At 63.4% G+C, this 19,951-nt stretch carries 12 protein-coding genes; 6 read left to right on the top strand and 6 right to left on the bottom strand.

The annotated features are described in order from the left end of the window. Positions 1 to 37: 37 nt before the first annotated feature. On the bottom strand, positions 38 to 3,502 hold the full coding sequence (locus tag ASE36_RS03635) for a chromosome segregation SMC family protein (protein WP_062275663.1): 3,465 nt from the start codon (positions 3,500 to 3,502) through the stop codon (positions 38 to 40). Between the two features lie 78 nt (positions 3,503 to 3,580). After that, positions 3,581 to 4,324 (bottom strand): DsbA family protein, encoded by a 744-nt coding sequence (locus tag ASE36_RS03640; RefSeq protein WP_062275665.1) that lies wholly within the window; start codon positions 4,322 to 4,324, stop codon positions 3,581 to 3,583. A 353-nt stretch (positions 4,325 to 4,677) separates the two neighbouring features. Between ASE36_RS03640 and ASE36_RS03645 the strand changes: the two genes are divergently transcribed. From ASE36_RS03645 to ASE36_RS03655, 3 genes are all read left to right on the top strand, one after another. After that, positions 4,678 to 6,078 carry a tetratricopeptide repeat protein gene (locus tag ASE36_RS03645; protein WP_062275667.1) on the top strand — a complete coding sequence of 467 codons (1,401 nt, stop codon included), beginning with the start codon at positions 4,678 to 4,680 and terminating at the stop codon, positions 6,076 to 6,078. 9 nt (positions 6,079 to 6,087) lie between these two features. Next, complete coding sequence (locus ASE36_RS03650; RefSeq protein WP_062275669.1) at positions 6,088 to 8,550, top strand: FecR domain-containing protein; 2,463 nt, start codon at positions 6,088 to 6,090, stop codon at positions 8,548 to 8,550. 86 nt (positions 8,551 to 8,636) lie between these two features. Continuing rightward, positions 8,637 to 10,781, top strand: coding sequence for a CHASE2 domain-containing protein (locus ASE36_RS03655; RefSeq protein WP_062275671.1), 2,145 nt, complete (start codon positions 8,637 to 8,639; stop codon positions 10,779 to 10,781). Between the two features lie 43 nt (positions 10,782 to 10,824). On the opposite strand, the gene ASE36_RS03660 is transcribed toward ASE36_RS03655, so the two are convergent. The 4 genes from ASE36_RS03660 to ASE36_RS03680 all read right to left on the bottom strand — a co-directional run bounded on the left by ASE36_RS03660 (position 10,825) and on the right by ASE36_RS03680 (position 17,562). Continuing rightward, positions 10,825 to 13,104, bottom strand: coding sequence for a SulP family inorganic anion transporter (locus tag ASE36_RS03660; protein WP_062611251.1), 2,280 nt, complete (start codon positions 13,102 to 13,104; stop codon positions 10,825 to 10,827). A gap of 167 nt (positions 13,105 to 13,271) precedes the next feature. Further along, on the bottom strand, positions 13,272 to 15,587 hold the full coding sequence (locus ASE36_RS03665) for a SulP family inorganic anion transporter (RefSeq protein WP_156378555.1): 2,316 nt from the start codon (positions 15,585 to 15,587) through the stop codon (positions 13,272 to 13,274). A gap of 191 nt (positions 15,588 to 15,778) precedes the next feature. Beyond that, entirely contained in the window at positions 15,779 to 16,300 is a 522-nt protein-coding gene (locus ASE36_RS03675; RefSeq protein ID WP_062275678.1) for a DUF721 domain-containing protein, read from the bottom strand. 2 nt (positions 16,301 to 16,302) lie between these two features. Next, positions 16,303 to 17,562: an O-antigen ligase family protein gene (locus ASE36_RS03680; protein ID WP_062611254.1), complete on the bottom strand. Its 1,260-nt coding sequence runs from the start codon at positions 17,560 to 17,562 to the stop codon at positions 16,303 to 16,305. A 45-nt stretch (positions 17,563 to 17,607) separates the two neighbouring features. Here ASE36_RS03680 and mutY point away from each other — a divergent pair, with 45 nt between their 5' ends. The 3 genes from mutY to ASE36_RS03695 all read left to right on the top strand — a co-directional run bounded on the left by mutY (position 17,608) and on the right by ASE36_RS03695 (position 19,944). Next, positions 17,608 to 18,693, top strand: a complete 1,086-nt coding sequence (gene mutY / locus ASE36_RS03685) for an A/G-specific adenine glycosylase (RefSeq protein ID WP_062275682.1) — start codon at positions 17,608 to 17,610, stop codon at positions 18,691 to 18,693. A 3-nt stretch (positions 18,694 to 18,696) separates the two neighbouring features. After that, positions 18,697 to 19,308: an HAD family hydrolase gene (locus ASE36_RS03690; RefSeq protein ID WP_062275684.1), complete on the top strand. Its 612-nt coding sequence runs from the start codon at positions 18,697 to 18,699 to the stop codon at positions 19,306 to 19,308. A gap of 273 nt (positions 19,309 to 19,581) precedes the next feature. Then, a complete protein-coding gene (locus tag ASE36_RS03695) occupies positions 19,582 to 19,944 on the top strand; it encodes a nuclear transport factor 2 family protein (protein ID WP_062275686.1) in 363 nt (120 codons plus the stop codon). The last annotated feature ends 7 nt before the right edge of the window (positions 19,945 to 19,951 follow it).

A 19,951-nucleotide genomic window follows, 5' to 3' on the forward strand; every position in this document is an offset into this window, starting at 1 on the left:
CTAACACGTTCCCAATCTGGGAACAAGGCGGTAGATTTTAAACCTGATCCCTTTCCCGCAACGCCTCCGCCGTCTGCAGGTCGACGGAGACGAGCTGGGAAACGCCCTGTTCGGCCATGGTGACGCCGAAGAGACGGTTCATGCGGGCCATGGTGATGGGGTTGTGGGTGATGATGACGAAGCGGGTCTCGGTGGAGGCGGCCATTTCGTCCATCAGGTTGCAATAGCGTTCGACATTGTGGTCGTCTAGCGGTGCGTCGACTTCGTCGAGCACGCAGATCGGCGCGGGGTTGGTGAGAAAGACGGCGAAGATCAGCGCCATGGCGGTGAGCGCCTGTTCACCGCCTGACAGCAGCGTCATGGTCTGCGGCTTCTTGCCCGGCGGGCGGGCGAGGATTTCGAGGCCGGCTTCGAGCGGGTCGTCGCTTTCGATCAGCTGCAGTTCGGCCGTGCCGCCATTGAACAGGTGGGTGAAGAGGCGCTGGAACTGGGCGTTGACCACATCGAAGGCGGCGAGCAGGCGTTCGCGGCCTTCGCGATTGAGGCTCTGAATCGCGCCGCGCAGCTTGCGGATCGCATCAATGATGTCGTCGCGCTCCTTGATCAGCGCTGCAAGCTTCTCCGACAGTTCCTTCTGCTCTTCTTCGGCACGCAGGTTCACGGCGCCGAGCCTTTCGCGCTCCATCTTCAGCCGGTCGACATTGCGCTCGACCTCGCGCAGGTCGCCGATCTGTGAGGGGTCCTTCAGGCCTGTCAGGCGGAAGGCTTCGTGCGGGGGCACGTTGAGGGCTTCGGCGATGCGGGCTTCGGCATCGACGCGCCATTCGCGAGCGGAGACGAGGCGCTCTTCGGCACGGCCGCGTTTTTCTCTGGACTCGGCGAGTTCGGCGAGCGCGGCGGCCGCCTTCTGGTCGGCCTCGCGCTGGCGGGTTTCGGCTTCGATCAAACGGTCTGCGGCGTCGCGGCGGTCCTTCTCGGCCTTGTCGAGGGCGGTCATCAGGTTGCGGCGCTTGTCCTCGAACTCGTCGGGTGCCATTTCGAGATCGGTGATCTCCTCCCGTGCTTCGACCTCGCGCTCGCGCAGGGTCGCGATGTGTTCTTCGGCAGACTTGGCGCGGTTCTGCCAGTTCTGCTTTTCCTGGCGGATCGAGAGAATGCGGCGGCGGCGCATCTCGTCCTCGCGAGCAAGGCCTTCGAAACGGGCGCGAGCTTCGGCGAGCAGGCCACGGTCGCGGGCGACGACGGATTCGGCATCGCGCAGACGAGCGTCGAGGGCGGAGAGATCAGGCGTCTCCTCCATCTCGATGCGGGCAGTCTCTTCCTGCTCAACGATTTCCTCGATCTGCCCCTTCAGGCCATTCACCGCCTCCTCGATCACCTCGCGGCGGCGGATGAGATCGCCCGAGGCGCGTTCGGCCCGGGCAAGGGCATCGCGGGCTTCGGCGAGCGCACGGACCGTCAGGCGGCTGCGGTCACGGGCGTCGGTCAGACGCGCCTCTTCCGTGCGGATGGCATCGGCGGCCTCGTTCAAGCGATCCTCGGCCTCGACCATCTGGTCGCGGGCCTCTTCGGTCTCGATCTCGATTTCGGCGAGGCGGTTCTTCTGGGCAAGGCGAAGCGCTGCGGCACTCGGGGCATCGGCGCCCGTGACGTGGCCGTCCCAGCGATAGACGGCGCCGTCGCGGGTGACCAGACGCTGGCCAGGGGCGAGGCTTGCCATCAGGTGGAGCGCATCCGCTTCCTCGACCACGCCAATCTGGCGGAGCGCGCGGGTGAGCGCTGGGGGTGCACGGACATGGGCGATCAGCGGTTTTGCGCCTGACGGCAGCGCCGGGTCCCCTGCTCCGTCGCCATTGCCATGCCAGTGGGCGGGGGCCGTGAGATCGAGGGCGCTATCGAGGTCGTCGCCGAGGGCGGCACCGAGTGCGGTCTCGAAGCCACGATCGACGGAGAGTTCATCGGCGACCGGCGGGAAGTCGCCCGTCGAGGTGGAGGCGAGGATGCGGGCGATGGTGCGGGCTTCGGTCTCCAGACCGTTGACGCGGGCGCGGGCTGCTTCGAGCGGCTGGCGCAGATGGCTTTCGGTGCGGCGGGCCTCATTGAGCGCCGCCTCGGCCTCCATGGCAGCACTTTCAGCATCGGCGACGGCCTGTTCGGCGATCTCGACCATTTCGCGCTTTTCGTCCGGATCGGGGAGAGCGGCGATCCGGTCGGAGATGTCGGAGAGTTCGCGGGAAGCGTCGGAGACCTGACGCTCCAGCCTTGCGCGACGCTCGGCAAGATCGCGGATCGCGCGGTCCAGCTGGTTACGGCCGGCGGCGGCCTCGGCGCGTTCGGCAGTCAGCCGGGTGAAGTCGCGTTCGCTGTCGGCAAGGGTTGCGGCAGCCGCGTCGAAGATCTCCTTGGCCTCTTCGGCGAAGCGGCCGGCATCGGCGAGAGTTTCCTCGAGTTCGGCCTCCTCTTCCGCCAGCCGCTGGATGACCTCGACATTCTCAGAGACCAGGCGCTCCTCGCGGCGGATGTCCTCGTCGAGCTGGGCCAAGCGCCGGGTGAGTTCGTCGCGGCGGCGCAGGATGCGGCTTGCTTCCTCGTCGAGCTGGCTGCGGGCGATCTGCAGGCGCTGGAGCGCTGCGGCACATTTCGCCTCCTCCTCCCGCAGCTCCGGCATTTTCAGGCTGGCAATGGCCTGGAGCTTGGCCGCCTCCATTTGGTGGTTCGCCTTTTCGGCGACGATCGACATCGCCTGGTTCAGCGCACTTTCGGCCTCGCCCTCGGCCTGTTTGGCCTGCGACCAGCGGATGTGCAAGAGCATGGCCTCATGGGCGCGGATGTCGGCCGACAGCTGCTTGAAGCGGTTGGCCTGGCGGGCCTGGCGTTTCAGGCTCTCGATCTGGTTTTCGAGCTGGGCGGTGATGTCTTCCAGCCGCTCCAGATTGGTCTCGGCGGCGCGCAGCCTGAGTTCCGCCTCGTGGCGGCGGGAATGCAGGCCGGAAATGCCGGCGGCTTCTTCCAGCAATTGACGGCGGGCCTGCGGCTTCGCCTGGATCAGTTCGCCGATGCGGCCCTGGCCGACCATCGAGGGCGAACGCGCGCCGGTCGAGGCATCGGCAAAGAGAAGCTGTACGTCCTTGGCGCGGGCTTCCTTGCCATTGATGCGGTAGACGGAGCCGGCGCCGCGCTCGATGCGGCGGGTGACCTGGATCTCGTCGGCATCGTTGAAGGCGGCCGGTGCCGTGCGGTCGGAATTGTCGAGATAGAGGCCGACTTCCGCCGTGTTGCGGGCCGGACGGTTGCCGGAGCCGGAGAAGATGACGTCGTCCATGCCGGACGCGCGCATGTTCTTGTAGGAGTTTTCGCCCATGACCCAGCGAAGCGCCTCGACAAGGTTCGACTTGCCGCAGCCGTTGGGGCCGACAATGCCGGTCAGGCCGCGCTCGATGACGAATTCGGAGGGTTCGACAAAGGACTTGAAGCCGAGGAGACGCAGGCGGTTGAATTTCATGCCTCAATCCCCTGCTGGGGCGCATGAAAAACGGGCGCATGGGTTTCCCCGGCGCCCGTCGTCAGAACGGAGCGTCGATTAGAGCAGGCTGTCGATGAGGGCCGACATGGAGTCAACCGACATGTCCCCCGAATAGGCCTTGCCATTGATCAGGAAGGTTGGCGTCGAGTTGACGCCGAATTCCTGTGCACCGCGGTCGCGGACTGCCGTCACATCACCGGCAAGCTTCGCGTTCGTCAAGCAGGCGTCGAAGGTCTCCTGTGTAAAACCGCCGAGTTTCGACAGTTGCAGCATGGCGGCACGTACATCGCCGTTGTCAGGGGCTGCCCAGGCACGCTGCTGCTTCAGGAACATGCCGACGAAGGGGAAGAACTTGTCTTCGGTCGTGCAGCGCGCGAGCATGAAGGCGGCGAGCGATGCCGTGTCCTGCGGGAAGGGGAATTCGCGCAGCACGAAGTAAGCCTTGCCGCTGTCGACATACTTGGTCTTGATCGCGTCGAAGGTGGTTTCGTGGAAGTGCGCGCAATGCGGGCAGGTCATCGACATGTATTCGATGATCTTGACCGGCGCGTTCGGGTCGCCGAGCGTCATTTCCTTGAGCGGGCCCGGCTTCAGGGCGGCTTCCATGTCGACATCGCGATCGGATTTCGGCATTTCCACTGCGGTGGTCGAGGCCGTGGTCTCGTTGCTGACCGCCGGCACCGGCTGTTCGGCACTGGCCGACTTTTCATCGCTGCAGGCCGACAGGGCGGCAAGCGCGCCAGCCATGGCAATGCCGCTCAGCAGGCGGCGCTTGGTGATCGTGAGTTCAGACATCGACATCGGTCTCTTACCTGTTGGAATGACGGTTATTCTGGGCTCAACCGTTATAACGCCAGATTGCGGCAAACAAGGCGGGGGCCGGGCAGAAAAATCAAAGTTCCGTGACCTTTTGCACGAACTGCACGCTCGGTTCAGGACCTAGATCGAGGTCCCGGGAGCGGCCCCCACCAAGATGCGACAGCGCGTGGCCGGCTCTTGCCCTTGCTGCACTGCAGCTTTACAGATGTGACACAGGCGTGGTTTCGGCGGGGAAGGCCCCAAACTTGGCCGTTGAGGGCCCGTTTCTCTGCTTCATACTTCGGTTCAACTCATCGTAAATGCCGTTCATCCGTCCGCTGCAAAGAGTTGCCGTCATGATTTTTTCATCCCCTAGTTTCAGCAAGCTCTTTTTTTCTTCGCTTCCCATCGCCGGCATGCTGGTCGCGTGCGGCTTGTCGCTCTGCGCTGTTGATGCCCTTGCCCAGTCTTCGCAGAATGTCGTGCCGCGCCCTGCAGGGCAGTCGCTGGAGACGATCGAGGCCGAACGCAAGGCGCTGTTTGCCCGGATGATGGCGCAGCCCGACGATCTGGATACGGCGTTTCAATATGCCGCTTTGTCATCGCAGGCAGGCGACCTCGAAGGTGCCGTCTCGACCTTGGAACGCATGCTGATCTATGCGCCCGGCCTGCCGCGCCTGCAGTTGGAGCTCGGTGTGCTCTATTACCGGCTCGGGGCCTATGAGACCGCGCGGCAATATTTCGAAGGGGCACAGTCTGCCGGCAACGTGCCACCCGAGGTGACGGCCAAGGTCGAGGAATATCTGTCGGCGATCGACAAGCGGGCAGCGCCGACATCGCTCACCGGGATGGTGCGCGCCGGCATCCGCTATCAGAGCAATGCCAATGCCGGTCCCGGCAACTCGACCGTGACGCTGAACGGCCTGCCCTATACGCTCGACAGCCTGGCTGTCGCGGGCGAAGACTTCAACGCCTTCCTCACCAGTTCCGTCCGCTATCGCCACGAGCTGGATGAACAGGGTATCGCGATCGAGGCGGGACTTTCCGGCTACACCGCCGGCTACCGGGATCGCGACACGCTTAACACGGGTGCGCTCGAAGCCTTTGTCGGCCCGACCTTTGATCTGGCGCGCTTCGGTCTCGATGATCGCACGCTGTCGGTGTTCCTGCTGTCGAGCGGCGTGTTGATCGAGGGCGACCGTTATCTCGCCTCGATCGGGGCTTCGACCGTGTTCAACTGGCAGGTCACCCCAAGCGACGGCATCGGCGCGCAGGTCGAATATCGCTACGAGGACTATAACAACACGAAGTCGCGCAAGACTGCGGAATACCAGACCGGCGACCGCTTCGACGGCCAGCTTTCCTATTCGCGTCAGGTGACCGAAGATTTCAACCTCTCAGCGCGGTTGCTTGCCACCCGCAGAAGCGCCGAAGCGGATTATCTTTCGTCGACGGAAGTGGGCCTCGGCCTTGGCAGCGCCTGGCGCTTCGCCTCGCCGGTGGGCGAGGGGCCGGCCTGGGTTCTGGCGCTCGACAGCGGCCTCTCCCGGCGCAATTATGACGGCCCGGATGCCATGATCAATGCGGACGAGAGCCAGCAGGACACCGAATTCAGCGTCAACCTGCGGCAGATTATACCGTTCAACGAACACGTGGCGCTGGTGGCGGAGGCAGGCTACCGCAAGGTCTGGTCGAACTACGACATCAAGACTTTCGATAATATCAGTGTGTCCCTTGGCATCCAGTCGAGCTTCTAGGAGATGACCATGAACCGCATCCTGTCGAGCTCCGCGCTTCTCGCCGCCTCTGTCGCCGTGGTCGTTTCGGGCGCCTCTTTGAGCCATGCCGAAACCAATGTTGCCGGCGTCACCGCTGCGGTGAACCCAACCGCCTCGGTCGTCGAGGGCAGCGGCAAACGCAAGCTGATCTCGCTTGGCGACCCGGTGGTGCGCAATCAGCGCATCGAGACCGGACCGCAGGGCCTCGTGCAGATCCTGCTGGCCGACGGCACCTCGTTTACCGTCGGGCCGAACTCCTCCATCGTCATCGACAGCTTCGTCTATGATCCGGAAACGCAAACGGCATCGCTCGCCGCCACCATGACCAAGGGGGCGTTGCGCTTCATCGGCGGCAAGGCCTCGAAGGCGAGCGGCGATGTGACGATCAATACCCCGATCGGCACGGCCGGCATTCGTGGCGCCGTGGTCGACATCAATCTCGACGGCAAGACCGCCGACGGCCAGGTCATCCCGCCGCATGTCTCGCTGGTCTTCGGCAAGCAGGTGGAACTGAACAGCCGCGGCAGTTCGGAGCGCGTGTTCCGTCCGGGCTTCTCCATCGTTGCCGGCGATGGCGGCAACAGCGTCAAGCGCACGCCGCCGCTCTGGGTGAGCAGCCTGCAGCAATATCTCGCCGGCCGGCCCGGCCAGACCGGCGGCGCGCAGACCGTGCCGAGCGACAACAGCGTGCGCAATAGCCAGGTGGCAAACAACAATTCGCAACAGCCGCCGGCGAAAAACAGCATTCCGGTTCCGCAGCCCCGGCCGTTGCCGGTGACATCGCCGGAGCAGATTGCTGCGGAGGCAACGCGGGATACGACGCGGCCGGAGGCGACGACGGGCGAAACAGTCGCTGTTCTGGTGCCCAGTGGCGGTGTCGGATCCTCCGGCAAGACCAACACCAGTTACGCTACCATTAAGACCAATGCTGATGGCACGACCACCGGGACATATGGATCCGACAGTTTTACGCTGCCGACTCTCGCATCAACGGCAATTCTCACCTCTCAGACCGTCACCGGCACGGCAAACGGGACTGCCGTAAGTGGAACCGTGTACACGGGCAGCAACGGCTTTGTGGCTTACATGCTGACGACGGGCACCGGAGGTACCGGCAACCCATTCTATGTCATCGGGGGCACCGCTGCGAGTGCCACGAATGCTTTGGCCAGCGGCGAGATCCTCCATTATGTGCTGGAGCCCGACGCGCTGAACCAGGGGATGGTGAACATCGACGGGACGACCATTCCCTTTACCGGCGGCTATGCGACTGCTTCGGCCGTGTCCAGCGACCTTCTTGTTGCCGGCGTCTCCAGCACGACTGGCGTCATAGGGCGTGCGATGCAAGCTTCCCTGCTGATCGACGGCACCGGAGCAAGCCAGACAAGCGCCATCAACGTCACGGCTGGCAACATCGAACTGCTGACCGGTGGCGGCTATGGATTGGTGGGGTCAACCGCAGGTTCCGGTAAAGATACAGGTAGCTCCTCAGTCGAACACGGACAAGGCGTCACGACGACCATCGGCACAAAGAGCGGAGCCGATCAGTTTTACGGATCCGACGGCGAGTACCTGATCGTCGGCACGGGCAGCCTTCCGACCGTCGAGTTCGGCGACGATGACGGAGAGTTCGAAGGTTACGACTATGTTCACGTCGCCAGCCGCGACGATACGGCCACCACAACGGCCAGCCGCACCTTCAGCGGAACGCTCAATGGTTTTTCGTCCTGGGTGCTCACGGAGTACGGAACGGATACCATCAAGTCCGGCCGGGTTTCCCTGACCTTTGACGCGGCCGCGGGGACCTTTTACGGTGGGATCACCTCCCCCGGTGGCACATACTATGCTGACTTCTACGATGAAGATGACCGGACGTACTTGAGCGACCAACTGATCGCGGCAACCAGCTCGAAGGATGGCACTTACATGGTCTCCTCGGCAGCTGTGCCGGCGAAAATCTTCGACAACAATACATCTGCGGAAATTTGCAGCAGTTGTGAATTCATGACCTGGGGCTGGTGGGGCCGTAACTCCTATGGAGAAGTCGAGTACAAGGTCCACCTAGGCAACTGGATCATTGGTGACACTCCCAACAACAGCAATGTGCCGATCTCAGGGACAGCGACCTATGCCGGCCATGCAGTCGGCACGGTGCTGTCGGGTGGCTCGCAGTATATCGCGACCGGCGACATGTCCTCGACAATGAACTTCGGCACACGCACCGGCAGCGTTCAGATCTCGAATTTCGACAGCAGGACCTTCACGACGGCAGTCACATTCGGCTCCAGCACGGCTACTTTCAGCGGCACCGGGACAACCGGAACCGTTTCGAGCAGCGTCACCGGGGCTTTCGCCTCGAACGGGACTGATTACGTGAAGGGCATCATGGGCAGCTTCACCGCTGAGGACGGCACCTGGTCGTCGACCGGCATCTTCGCCGGCAGCCGATAAGGCGGGCTGTGGCGGGGGCGCGGCAGGATCAGGGTCGACCAAGCTCGCGGCGGCTGTCGTCGTCGCAGCGGCGCAGGCTTGGGGTGATGCTGATCGGGGCCGCGGCGCTGACCGGGTTCATCACCTTTCATGCCATCTTTGCCGATCAGGCTTTCCGGCTGACCGCGCTCGTCTTCGACGGCTACCAGCAGATCAAGCCGCGTGAGGCGACTGATCCGCCGGTTGTGGTGATCGACATCGACGAGGCGTCGATCGCCAAGCTTGGCCAGTGGCCCTGGTCGCGCAGCGTCGTGGGCGACATGGTGACACAGGCGAGCGCGCTCGGGGCTGCCGCCATCGGCTTGGACATCGTATTTTCCGAGCCGGACAGAACTGCGCCGGCGCGGCTGATCGAAAGTATGCGGCGCCAGGGTGTGGCTCTCGACATTGCAGCCACCTCGCTTCCCGATCCGGACCTCGCGCTTGCCGAGGCGACACGCAGCCATGCGGTGGCGCTCGGCATTGCGCTCACCAATGAGTCCCAGGCTCCGGTCCCTGCCCCCAAGGCCGGTTTTTCCTTTCTGGGCGAAGACCCGGCCAAGGCGCTTTCCGGCTATTCCGGCGCCTTGTCCAACCTTCCTGAACTCAGCGACGCGGCTTCGGCGATCGGTTACTTCTCGTTCCCGCCGTCGGCCGATAACATCATCCGCAGCTTTCCGCTGGTCTCGACGGCGCAGGGCAAGCTCTATCCGGCGCTCTCCATCGAGACCCTGCGCATCGCCCAGCAGGCCGGTTCCTTCATCGTGCGTTCGGCAACCAGCGGCGGGCGGCTCGCCATGACGGATCTGCGGGTCGGCGCGCTGGAAGTGCCCGTCGGTCCGGGCGGGGAGATGTGGATCTATTATTCCGGCCTGCCGGCGATGCCGGTCATTTCCGCCGCCGATCTCATCGATCCGACAAAGGCCGAGACCCTTGCCGCGCAGGTTGCGGGACGCATACTCCTCATCGGCACCAGTGCGGTCGGCTTGCGCGATCTCGTCGCGACGCCCATCGATCCCGCCATGCCGGGGGTGAAGGTGCATGCGGAGATCATCGACCAGATCGCCAGCGGGGTCTTCCTGCAGCGGCCAGACTGGATCATCGGGGCGGAACGCGGGCTAGCGGTCGTGGCGGGGCTGTTGCTGCTTGTGGTCCTGGCGCTCGGGTCGCCGGCGATGGCGGTGCTGTCCGCAGTGCTCCTGTCTGCGATGATCGGCGCCATCTCTTGGTTCGCCTTTTCGAAGTCGCTGGTCCTGTTTGATCCGCTATTACCACTCGGCGGGCTTGCCTCGGTGCTGCTGACCGCCCTTCCCCTCCTCTTGATGCTGACGCATCGCGAGAAGCGCTTCGTGCGCGAAAGTTTTGGCCGCTACCTCTCGCCGACGCTGGTCGAGCGGCTGTCGGAAAACCCGGAAGGGCTGAAGCTCGGGGGTGAAGACCGGGAGTTGACCATCCTGTTTTCCGATATTCGCGGTTTCACCACGCTGTCGGAGAGCCTGACGCCGACCGAACTCACCGCACTCCTCAACCGCTTCCTGACGCCGATGACGGATGTGCTTCTGGAGCGCGAAGCGACGATCGATAAATATATCGGCGATGCGATCATGGCCTTCTGGAATGCGCCGCTCGACATCGCCGACCATCCGGCCAAAGCCTGCGGCTCGGCGCTCGCAATGGTCGAGGCGCTCGACGCGATGAACCGCGAGCGCGGCACGGCGCTCAAGATCGGCATTGGCCTCAACACCGGCATGGCCTGCGTCGGCAATCTCGGCTCCGACCAGCGCTTCAGCTATTCCTGCCTTGGCGACAGCGTCAACCTCGCCTCGCGCGTCGAGGGAATGACCAAGCTTTATGACGTGACCATCCTGGTGACGGAAGAGGTCAGCCGGCAATCGCCGGGCTTCGTCTTCGCCGAAGTCGACCGCGTACGGGTCGTTGGACGCCGCGGAGCGGTTCGGCTCTATACGCTGCTCGGCCGCGATGGCGATCCGGCTTTGGCCGAAACGGCACCCCTCGTTACGCGCCACGAAGCCTTCATCGACGCCTGGCAGGCGGGAGACTTTGCCGAATGCCGACGGATGATCGAGGATTTTGTGGGCGAACCCAAGAACCCGCTGTCTGGCACCCATGCTCTCTATTGCGAGCGGCTGGCCGCCCTGCCGGAGACGGCGCCGGAAGATTGGGACGGCGTGTTTACGGCGAAGAGCAAGTAGGGCTGCGTCGCTGTTGTCAAAAGGGGGTTCGTAGCGCCCTGCCCTATTCGTGCAGTGATTGAACCACGCGGTTGGCGCTGGTGAGCCGCTCGGCAAGCGTCGTGGCGCAAAGGCGGTGGACAAGCAGCGCCAGTTGCGGATCGGCCTTTTCCATGTGGCGCAATTGCTGGCGCACAAGGCGATAGACGGTCGAGGGCACTTCGGCGACGACATCGGCCGTGCGGAGGCCGCCCCGATAGATGGCGATTTCACCCAGCACCACGCCGGGGGTCACGGTGCGCAGCCGCAGGCGGCGGCCGTTCGGCAGGCGGGCCTCGACCTTGGCGCGGCCCTTCCACAGCAGGAACAGATCATCGCCAGCCTCGCCGGCGCGGATGAACCGGTCACCGGGCTGAAGCTCGATCTTTTCCATCGCCGCCACAAGATCCTGCAGACGCGCATTGGGACCGATGGTGCGGGCGAGATAGTCCTCGACATCGTTCCAGCTCGCCTCGCGGGGCAGGCCTGCGAGAAGCCGCTCCTCGCAGCGTTCCAGAGCGTGGTCGAGATCGCGTTCGACCCGGACGCTCGGATCATCGACGACGTCAAGGCCGTTGCGCCTCAGTGCCGTCTCCACCTTGGCGTTCATGCCGGAGACGAGCAAGGTTACCTTGCTCGCCACCAGCATGTTGCGGATCTTGACGAAGGCGGCACAGGCGGCGGCATCCATGCCGCTCACACGGCGGAAATCGAGGATGACGAAGCGGAGCGACAGCTTCGTGCGGTCGTTGAGGCGCCGGCGTACGGCGCCGATGATCTGCTCGACCGTGCCGAAAAAGAGAAATTCCTGCAGCTCAAGAACCTGGACCTGCTCGCCTTCCAGCGCGAGAACCGCATTCTCTGCGATCGGCCGGTCGACACTCGAGCGCCGTTCACGGCCCGAACTGTCCGCCCGGATGACCGAGAGGCTGGCATAGTTGTAAACGAAGGTGACGATCGAGAGTGCAAGGCCGAGCGCCATGCCGCCGATGAAGCCGAAGGCGATCATGCCTACGGGAATGGCGAGAACGACGAGCCATTCGCTGACCGGCAATTGCCGACGCGCGCCCCAGAGCCAGTCATGGATCAGTTCGACGCCGAGGGTCAGCATCAGGCCGGCAGCGATGAAATTTGGCATGGCGGCGGCGAGCTGTCCGGCAAAGGGCAGCATCGCCAAGAGCACGACGGCGGTTGCGATGCCGACCGAACGATTGTGCGCTCCCATACGGTTGGCGAGCAAGGTCATGCTGAGGCCGCTGAAGCCAGGGGCGCCGCCCAGACCACCCGCCAGCAGGTTGGCGATGCCGGCAATGCGCAGTTCCGCATCCGCGTCGATCTCGCGGCGTGTCGCGACTTCGAGGCCGCTGGTGTTCAGCAGCACGCCGACCATGCTGAGCAGCGCCACCGAGGCAATGGCCGGCAGTGCGTGGGCGACCACGCCCCAATCGGCGCCGGAGACGATGCCGAGCGGCGACGGCAATTGCAGGCCTGAGGTCGGCGGCATGGATGGCAACCATTGCATCAACCGTGCCTCTTCCGAGGTCACGCCGATGAATGCCAGCATGGCGTAGAATAAGAGGGCGCCCACCAGCATGACGAGCGGGGCCGTCACGGGATTGGCGGAGTTCTTCAACGCCAACGTCAGCACAATGGCGAAGATCAGCGCGATGTAGAGGTTGGCGAGCGCCTGGTGGCCGAGCGGCTGGATGAGGAGATCGGACAGGGAGCGATCGCCGACGATCATCATCACAGCACCCTGGATGAGCAGGAAACCGGAGCCGGCAAGGAAACCGGCGACCACGGAAAACGGCATGAAGCGGACGAGCTTGCCGAAACGGCACACGCCGAAAATCCAGAAGATTGCCCCCGTGAGCACGGCGCTGGTTCCGAGAATGGCGAAGGCGGTGTGGATCAGGAGAGCTTCCGTACCTTCCATGAGCGCCGGTGCCGCCATGGCGGTGGAAATGGCTGTGGCGAGAATGGCGATGCTTGCCTCCTGCACCTGACCGACGCTCGACGGGTAGCGGCTGCGCAGACCGATGAGCAGCGCGATGACGATGCAGGAGAGCAGGATGACGGCGACGCCCATGCCGAAGCCGGCGGCCAGTGGTCCTGTGAAAATGAGGGCAGCGAAGGCGATGCTGGTGCCGAGACCGTCGATGCCGGCGATTGCGGCAAAGAGCAAGGGCGCGGCCGCGGTCGCAAACCGCCCCTTCGGGACGAACCGAGGCGCCACGACATCCGGCCCCGGCACAAGGGCGTCGGCGGGAAGTTCCGGCTCGAATTTCGTGGTGCTGACGTTCACCGTGGCCATTCCTGCAAGCGGGCGGTCCGTGCGCTAGTGGGGCGAGGAGTTCGATCGGATTGGTAGCCCCGGCCCCGTGGCCCGACAACGGGCCTGCCCCCTATCCGCCCAAACTTGGCCGATGGTGAAAGCGGAAGGGGAAAGCCCTTTGCGTGAAGCGGCCAAGGTCATTCGTGCAGCGCCTGGATCACGCGGTTGACGATGGTCAGTCGCTCCGAAAGCGTCGTTGCGCACAGCAGATGCACGAGCACGGCGAGCTGCGGATCCGACTGTTCGAGCTGAAGAAGGTCTGCCCTTGCGAGGCGGTAGGCAATGGAGGGCAGTTCGGCCACCACGTCGGCTGTGCGGGGCCCCTCCCGGTAAAGGGCGATTTCACCCAGCACCACGCCCGGCATCACCGTGCGCAGATGCAAGGTCCGGCCATTCGGCAGACGGGCTTCGATCTTGGCGCGGCCCTTCCAGAGAAGAAACAGATCATCGCCGCTTTCGCCGGCGCGGATAATCCGGTCACCGGCGGCGAAGTCGATGCGCTGCATGACCGCGACGAGATCATGGATCCGCTCGTTAGGCCCGATCGTCCGTGCCAGGCAATCCTCGACATCCTGCCAGGCTTCCTCGCGCGGCAGTGATCCAAGCAGATGCTGCTCGCAACGCTCCAGGGCCTGATCGAGGTTGTCCATCAGCCATACGGCCGGATCGTCATCGAGGTCCACACCGTTGCGGCGGAGCGTGTTTTCGATCTCGGCCGACAGACCGCAGAGGACGAGGACAGCACCGCTGCCGGCAACAAGATTGCGAGTCTTGAGGAATGTCACGGCGGCGGCCGCGTCCATGCCGCTCACGCGGCGGAAATCGATGATGACGTGGCCGAGTTTCGGTCGCGCCTGGTCGCGCAGGCGCCGGCGAATGCGGTCCATCACATATTCGGCGGTCCCGAAAAAGAGGAACTCCTGCAGTTCGAGCAGTTGAACCCGCTCGCCCTCGCGGTCGAGCAGTTCGTTTTCCGCGATCGGGCGGTCGACGCTCGATCGGCGTTCGCGGTTCGAGGTTTCGGCGCGAATGACGGAGAGGCTAGCGTAGTTGTAGACGAAGGTCACCACGGACAAAGCAAGGCCAAGGCCCATGCCGCAGAGGAAGCCGAAACAGACCATTCCGAGCGGAATGGCAAGCACGGTCAGCCACTCGCTGACCGACAGTTTCCGCCGCGCTTTCCACAACCAGTCCCGCAGCAATTCGAAGCCGAGCGTCATCATCAGGCCGGCTGCGATGAAGATCGGCATGATGCCGGCAAGCTGGCTGGCGAAGGGCAGCATGACGACGAGAACCGCCGCAGTGGCCAGTCCGACGAGCCGGGTGCGTGCGCCCATGCGGTTCGCGAGCATGGTCATCGACAGGCTGGAAAAGCCGGGCGGTCCACCCAGCAGTCCGACGGCAATATTGGCGAGGCCGGCGGTGCGCATTTCCCGGTCCGCATCGATCTCGCGGCGGGTGGCGACTTCGAGGCCGCTGGTGTTGAGCAGAAGGCCGATCATGCTGAGCAGCACGACCGAGGCGATGGCTGGTAGGGTTTGTGCAACGGCCAGCCAATCCGCACCGGACAGGGTTTCGAGCGGCGATGGCAGGTTCAGGCCCTGGGCTGTCGGCATGGCGGGAAGCCAATGCAGGAGCCGGGCCTGCTCGACCGGTATGCCGAGGCTTGCGATAAGGCTGTAGAAAAGCAGACCGCCCAAGAGCATGACGATGGGGCCTGTGGCCGGATGGGAGAAGCGGTCGAGGCTTAACAGCAGGATCGCGGCAAACAAAAGCGCGACGATCAGATTGCCGGCCACCGGCAGGCCTTGCGGCTGGACCAGGCCCGCAATGCCTCCCTCGCCGAGCACCATCATGCCCGCGCCCTGGACCATCAGCGCGCCCGAGCCGGCCAGGAAGCCGGCAATGACCGAATAGGGCAGGAAGCGTATCAACCTGCCGAAGCGAAAGGCGCCGAAAAACCAGAAGAGAATGCCGGTGACAAGGCCGCTGACCGCCAGGACGGCGAAAGCGGTGAGGATCTTCGTCTCGACCGGAGCGTCCGCCATGGCCGAGGTTATTCCGGCGATCGCGGTCGCAAGGATGGCCACGCTCGGTTTGCGGACCTGACCAATGCTCGCCGGATGGGAGCTGAACAAGGCCATGGCGAGCACCAGCACGAGGCTGGACAGCAGGATGAGCCCAACGCCCATGCCGAAGCCTGCGGCAAGCGATCCGGTGAAGATCAGGGCTGAAAAGGCGATACTGGTGCTGAGCCCATCCATGCCGGCAACAAGGGCAAAGAAGAGAGAGGCCGAGAGGTTACTTAAACGATCCGACGGGGCGGAGGATGGGCGTGTGGCGGATATGGGGTGCTGCGGCGCGTCCGGGGCGGCCGGGGCGTTGCCGATCAGGGGCTCTGACGCCGCGTCGAGTGAGGGTCCAGGCTGGCTTGTCGGCGTGTTAAGGGTCACCTAGGCATCCCAAACAGGAAGCGCCCCACAAGCGGGGCTTATCCCTAGTGGTAAACCTCACATATGATCGGCAGCAACGGCGACGGGCTGATCAGCCCAGAAAAGGTCGCTGCAGTGCAGCATTTTCGTTTTCCCTTGAAAAGCAATCGATTGCGCTGATTTTCAAGGCTGAGAAAGACCTAACCCTCGCCTCAGCGCGGGCCGCTCGGACCCTTGGAGCGGGACAAAACGGCCGTGCCGAGGCGCTCGATCGCGCGGCGGAGGCTGTCGCTTTCGATCCCCTCCATCAGGCTGTCCAGATGCCTTGCCTTCTCGCCCTGCAACTTCTTCGGGATCGGGCGACGCAGGGCGGCATTGGAGACCGGTTTCTGCACGATGCGGATCTGGCCGATGGCGGGATAGCCGAAAAAGCCATTGATGCGGGCGATCAGTTCGCCCTGGGCGTGGGAGAGGAAAAGCGCGCGGGCGCCTTCGCAGGCGATGGTGAGCACGCCGGGACGGTGGCCACCGTCTTCGGCAAGATCGCCGCGCCGGGGCCAGGCAATCTTTTCCGGCCGGGTGCAATCGGCAAAACTCTCGCCGACGATATCCTCCCAGGACCCGAGCAGCGCCGTATTGATGCCGGCACGACGCGCCAGCACCGGATCGACGATGCCATTCGCAATCTCGGAGATCTGGTTGGCACCCTTGCGGGTGAAACTGCGGCTTTCCATGGTCAACCCTCTATGCCTACCTTGCGTTGGCGGTCCCCGGTAGCATCCACCGACACCACCGATTTGTTGGAACCGAGAGTACTCGCAACGATCACCGTGGCGATCCACAGAAACACCGCATCATAGATATCATGACCGAAGATGAAATTGGTCATGCCACCGATCGCATAGGTCTGGACCAGGCAAAAGGCGATGAATAGGCGGGGGCCGTACAGCGCGTCGCGCGGCGCCCGAAGGGCGATGACGAAGGGCGAGACCAGCAGGGTCACAAGGACGACGAGACCGAGGATGCCGTTGTCGACGAGAGCGGTCAGGAAGCCGTTGTGGAAATGCGAATAGCTGTATCCGGCGGCGGTGATCAGCGCCCGACGGTTCTGGAGGCCGTGGCCATTCAGCAGGCCAGACTGGATCAGGTCGAAAGCTTTCGTCCACAGATCCAGCCGCACGGTATAGGACGCGCTCCAAACGACCTCTTTGCTGCCGGATACAAGGTCCGAGACCTCGTCGAACCGACTGTCACTGCCGGAGACATAAAATCCGATCAAAGCGACGGCGAAAACGACGCCAACGGCCCCCAGACACTCGGCGCGGCTTGCACGCTTGCTGAGGAGAAAGACACCAAAGACCAAGGCAGCGACGAGCGGCGCCGGCATCAGCCCCTTAGTCTGGGAGAGGAAGACGCAGAGATAGCCAGCCACGAAGCCGAGGGCGCCAACCAGGCGCCAACGACGGTCGGCATCCAGCAAGCAGGGCAGCGACAGCATGCTCAGCAGCGCGCAGATCAAGGCAAAGGGAATGGCGTTACCGCCGCCGCCTTCGGCCCGGGTATGAAGAACAAAACTCTCGTACAAGGCGAGCGGCAACACCAGCAAAGCACCGATGGCAGCTGCGCGCGATAGCGTGAGGAGCAGGTCTTCGCGGCGGCTGACGGCGAGCCGCTGCAACAGAAATATCGGGGCAAGAAACAGCAGTTGCGGCGCAAACTTGCGAAATTCGGCAAGCTGCGAGTCGAAGTTTTTGCCAAAATGCAGCAGGAAAAACAGGGCGTTGGTACCAATATATAAGAGTAGGACCGCGCTGAAGATAAGGAGTTGAGGATCACGACGCAGCGGCAGCCGGCCAATCAGGAGGTAGATCAAAGCCCAACCAGCAGTCATTACCAGGAGCGCGGTGACCACGGAACCGCCCAGCGCTGCCAGCCCGAAAACAGCGAAGAGGGCTGCAATATTGTTTTCAGCCATCGATCTGTCGAATACACGCATAGAAGAGAAGGTCCTCGTTCGCGCGAAGAGGTAGACGGAAACGGAATGCATCACAAGACGAAGCCCGATGCCCGGACATTGTTGTCCTGGTATGACCGCCACCACCGCGAGTTGCCCTGGCGCATTTCGCCGGCTGCCGCAAAACGTGGAGTCACACCCGATCCCTATCACATTTGGATGTCGGAGGTAATGCTGCAGCAGACGACAGTTGCGGCGGTGAAGGCGTATTTTGCCAAGTTTATCAGTCGCTGGCCGACGGTGACGGACTTAGCGCAGGCGCCAAGTGAAGACGTGATGGCTGCCTGGGCTGGCCTTGGCTATTATGCGCGTGCGCGCAACCTGAAGAAATGTGCGGAAGCCGTCGCCTTCAGTTTTGGAGGGGAATTTCCTGACACGGAAGATGGCCTGCGGGCGCTGCCCGGTATCGGCGACTACACCTCGGCGGCAGTCGCGGCGATTGCTTTCAACCGTCCGTCTGCGGTCATGGACGGCAATGTCGAACGGGTGATCTCACGGCTCTACGCGATCGACGCGCCGCTTCCGGGTTCCAAGCCGCAGATGAAGGCGCGCGTGGCCGAACTCACGCCGAGCGACCGGCCGGGCGATTTTGCCCAGGCGATGATGGATCTGGGAGCGACGATCTGCACGCCGAAGCGACCGGCCTGCGCGCTCTGTCCGTTCAATGACGCGTGCATCGCCCTTGCCTCCGACGAGCCGGAGCGTTTTCCGGTGAAGGCTGCGAAAAAGGCAAAGCCGGTGCGCCTGGGGGCGGCCTTCATTGCGGTTGATCGCGAAGGGCGGCTCTTGTTGCGCAAGCGGGTGGAGAGCGGGCTCTTGGGCGGCATGACGGAGGTGCCGACAACGGACTGGACCTCACGTCAGGACGGCGAGACCGGCGTGGTGGCTGCCCCCTTCCCCGCCGATTGGCAGACGGCCGGGGTCGTCTCCCATGTCTTCACCCATTTCGAGCTGAGGCTCTCGATCTTCCGGGCCGGACCGATCGATCCACCCGAAGGTGATCACGGTTTCTGGGTTCCCGTTGCGGAACTTGATGGGGAAGCGCTGCCGACTGTCATGAAGAAGGCAATTGTGGCGGCTATTCCGACAGCCTTTCCAACTCCTAAGGGATAAAACATGACCGAGATTCGCCACATCGTCTTCGACATCGGCAAGGTGCTCATCCACTACGATCCGAACCTGCCGTTTCAGCGGATCATTCCCGATCCGGACGAGCGGGCGGCCTTCTTCGCGACCGTCTGCACCCATGACTGGAACATCGAGCAGGACCGTGGCCGCAGCTGGGAAGAGGCGGAAGCGCTGTTGATCGACGAGTTTCCGGAGCAGGAAGACAATATCCGCGCCTTCCGCAAATACTGGCCCGAAATGGTGCCGCATGCTTATGAGGACAGCGTGGCTGTGATGACAGGGCTGATCGAGGCCGGCCAAGACGTGACTATGCTGACCAACTTCGCCGCCGATACCTTTTCCGAAGCGCGCAAGATGTATCCGTTCCTCAACGCGCCGCGCGGGGTCACCGTGTCAGGCGAAATCGGCCTGATCAAGCCTGATGTCGCCATCTATCAGCGGCATGCCAAGGATTTCGCACTGGAGCCGGCACAGACCGTGTTCATCGATGACAGTTTTCCCAATGTCGAAGGTGCACGTGCCGCCGGCTGGCAGGCGGTGCATTTCACCGGCGCCGAACAGCTGAAGGCGGATCTGCGGGAACTGGGCGTGGAAGCCTGACGGCAGCGCTGAGAAAAATAGGCGCGGGTGGAGTTGGCGGACCCCGACCCGCGCCAGTTCGGTCGCGAGCGACCGAAGACTTTACGGGCGGTGTCGATCGACTGACGTTACGTCCGCGTTTGTGTGAACCGGTCGTACGGCCACCGCCTTGCCCGAAACTGGTCTCTGTGACTAGATACGGTAAACTGGTCACAACCGCGACAGTCTTCCATTGCAGCTGCCGTCTCGTCCATCTTTCCCCTTGCCCTTCCGTTGTTCCTTTTCGGAGAATCCATGGTTTTCGATCCCGTTTCTGCCGCCCGCACGTTCCACGAGGCGATCAATGCGCTCGACTTCGAGACGATCGACGGCTTCTTTGCCGACGACGCCGTCTATGGCTCGGTAAAAGTGGGGCAACTGTCCGGCAAGGCCGAGATCATGGAAGCGTTCCGGCGCTATTTCGACACCTATCCGGACCAGGTGGCCGTGGATGAGCTGACGGAAGCGGTCTCGCCGATGGCGGCGCGGGCCGTGTGGCGGCTGAAGGCGACGCATGCCGAGACAGGCGAGCCGCTCATCCGTTTTGGCGAGGAGACGATTACCTTCAACGATCAGGGCCAGATCATTTCGGTCGATGTGACCGACTATAAGGTGTGATTGATTG

It is taken from the genome of Rhizobium sp. Root274, assembly GCF_001429245.1.
In the GTDB taxonomy this organism is placed as follows: domain Bacteria; phylum Pseudomonadota; class Alphaproteobacteria; order Rhizobiales; family Rhizobiaceae; genus Allorhizobium.